Here is a 2,767-nt window from a genome sequence, read left to right as displayed (position 1 = left end):
AGCTTACATCCATATATTGTTTTGACTTAAAATAATAAAAAAGCTACCCGGAAAAAACGGATAGCTTTTTTATTTCAATAAAGGGTACTGAATAAACATTTTGTTAAATTCCAAATTTTTAATTTGACTTTGAACCATAAATTTCATTCTGAAGCTTGTCACCGAAAATATCAATCTTTTTTGTTGCGAAAAGTGTACCACCCAATAAGACACCGCTCACAATGAGGGTACTAGCGATCATAAATTTAAAAACAGCTTTTAATGCATCCATAGTTACTCACCTGCTTTCTAGGATCGTTTAACAACAAAGGAAACAATCAGAACTAAAATAACGGCACCGATAATTGACGGAATAAGTGCCATTCCGGCCAAACTCGGTCCCCAAGACCCCAGTAGTGCTTGACCGATGGCTGATCCAATTAAGCCAGCTACAATATTAGCGATCCAACCCATCGATTGGCCGTTGTTCGTAATTGCGCCCGCCAAGGCACCGATGACGGCGCCAACAATAATTGCCCAAATAAAGCCCATGATAAATTCCTCCTAACGTGATGATGGTTATTTGTTACTGACCTAAGTTCAAGTATCAATGAAATGACTGGACACTGACAAGCTGGGTATAGTTAAAAGCATTCATATCTCAATTATATATAATATTTAGGTCATTATTAGAAAAGAAACAAATATCATATATTAATTAAAGGTTATCACGGCTATCTTAAAACTGTCAAAAACGAAGATTTCAAATTAACTTTTTCAGGTATCATTTATCAATAAATTCTAGGTGAATCCTGAGTTTTAGACCAAAAAGCCCTTCAGCACCAACAAATCACTATGCAATATATCTATTAGTGCCGAAAGGCTTTTGTTAAAAGACACTTCAAATAGTGATTGGGATTTTTTCCTTTGAATTCGGTGGCCTACTTGTTTTGCTTAGAAAAATTGGCGCAAAATATCTTTTAGTGGTGGTAGTTCAGGTATTTTTTTCTCTTCTTTAAGATATTGGCTGCCAAATTTCATGTATCCTTTAGCTTCCTGACCGACAATCTTGCCCGGCAAAGGTGCATCATCACTGACATAAGCATTGATCAGTACCGGCATATTCTGGACCCGATAGGCTCTGTTCAATGCGTTCTTAAATTCTTCGGAAGTTTTAGCAGTAATACCAACACCGCCAGCCGCATCGGCAAATTTGGCGTAATCCATATCCTGTAAGTCGATTTGATAATTTAATTGGCCGGCGGCCTGTTGTTCGTATTCAATAAAGGCCAGCTTTGAATTATTGAGTACGATATTAATTAATGGTAACTTGTATTTAACCGCCGTAATGAAATCCTGCATGACCATTGCAAACGCACCATCACCATTAACCGAGATAACCGGTCGATCGGGATAATTTATTTTTGCTGCAATCGCTCCCGGTAATGCACATCCCATTGTCCCTAAGTAAGAGGACAAGATAAATTTTTGTGTTGGTGATACGTTTAAGAAACGGGCGCTCCAAGAGGTGGCTGTTCCAACATCAATTGAATAAATTGTATTAAGCGGTGCCGTTTCATTAATATCGTTAAATAATGCTTCGGGTGCAACTGGTTTGGAATCGAGTTCACGTTTGCCGGTCATCCAACGATTCCAGTTAGCAACATTTTCCTGACAGGCCTTTAAGAAACCATCATCAGGATGGAGGATCGTTGTTTCAGAAGAATTAAGTTGCTTTATAACGTCTTTGATATCGGCTACCAATCCAACATCAGCCGGATAACGTTTTCCGATTGCTGATGCACTGGTATTGATTTGGATGCTTTTGGCCGTCCCTGGTTTGGGCAAGTACGCGGTATAGGGATAATTTGTGCCGAACATTAGAAGCAGATCGGTATTTTGCATGGCTTCATAAGCCGGCTTTGTCCCCAACTTACCAACATTTCCCAGCGAATTAGGATGATTGTCGCCAATGATCCCCTTTGCGGGCAACGTTGAAATAAACGGAATATGGTTTTGCTCTAAGAAGGCCGCAACCTGGCTGCCGGCTTTTTTTGCCCCCAAGCCAACCAATGCAAGCGGTTTTTTGGAATCACGAATCAGTTTAGCGGCTGTATTAAGTCGATTGTCATCTATTTGTGGTGATGTCAATTGGAAAGAAGAAGCGGAACTGATATAGTGGTCGCTGACCCTTTGTTCCGGAAGGTTATCCGGAATGGTTAAAACTGCGACTCCATGTTTCTCATAAGCCGTTCGAATGGCTTCATCAACGATTTCAGCTAAATTGTCAGTGGCAGAAATTAGTTTATTATAGACCGCAACGTCCGCAAATAGTTGTGGTGTATTCACTTCTTGGAAGTATTCCTCGTTTAAAAACTGGGTATCAACCTGACCAAGTAAAGCCAGTACTGGCACGTGATCCATTTTGGCATCATAAAGGCCATTTAACATATGAATTGCGCCTGGCCCACCGATTGAAAGACAGACACCAAGCTTACCGGTTAACTTAGCCTCGGCCGCTGCTGCCAAGGAAGCAACTTCTTCGTGACGGACTTGGACAAATCCGATCTGATCCTGTTGTTTGCGTAAAGCATCGACAGTTGTATCGATGGAATCCCCCGGTAGTCCATAAACGTGTTTTACATGCCAATCAATTAAGACGTCGACTAATTGTTCAGAAGCTTTTTGAGCCATATTGCGTCATCCTTTCCATAAACGATGTTAAGAAAGCTTACTTTCATTGTAGACAATTTAAATGGAATTGCAAAAACTAGAATTATTAATATGG

At 40.2% G+C, this 2,767-nt stretch carries 3 protein-coding genes; all 3 read right to left on the bottom strand.

The annotated features are described in order from the left end of the window. Positions 1–118: 118 nt before the first annotated feature. The 3 genes from LKE01_RS12135 to LKE01_RS11620 all read right to left on the bottom strand — a co-directional run bounded on the left by LKE01_RS12135 (position 119) and on the right by LKE01_RS11620 (position 2,673). Positions 119–271, bottom strand: a complete 153-nt coding sequence (locus LKE01_RS12135; RefSeq protein ID WP_080467032.1) for a hypothetical protein — start codon at positions 269–271, stop codon at positions 119–121. Between the two features lie 17 nt (positions 272–288). Beyond that, entirely contained in the window at positions 289–531 is a 243-nt protein-coding gene (locus LKE01_RS11625; RefSeq protein WP_003560515.1) for a GlsB/YeaQ/YmgE family stress response membrane protein, read from the bottom strand. A gap of 402 nt (positions 532–933) precedes the next feature. Further along, the gene (locus LKE01_RS11620) at positions 934–2,673 is read right to left on the bottom strand and encodes a pyruvate oxidase (RefSeq protein ID WP_003560513.1); all 1,740 of its coding nucleotides are present in this window, start codon (positions 2,671–2,673) and stop codon (positions 934–936) included. Positions 2,674–2,767 lie beyond the last annotated feature (94 nt).

The sequence above is a fragment of the Lentilactobacillus kefiri genome (assembly GCF_007989105.1).
GTDB lineage: Bacteria > Bacillota > Bacilli > Lactobacillales > Lactobacillaceae > Lentilactobacillus > Lentilactobacillus kefiri.
The sequence above is the reverse complement of the archived record's forward strand: the minus strand, read 5'-3'. Positions and strand labels throughout refer to the sequence as shown.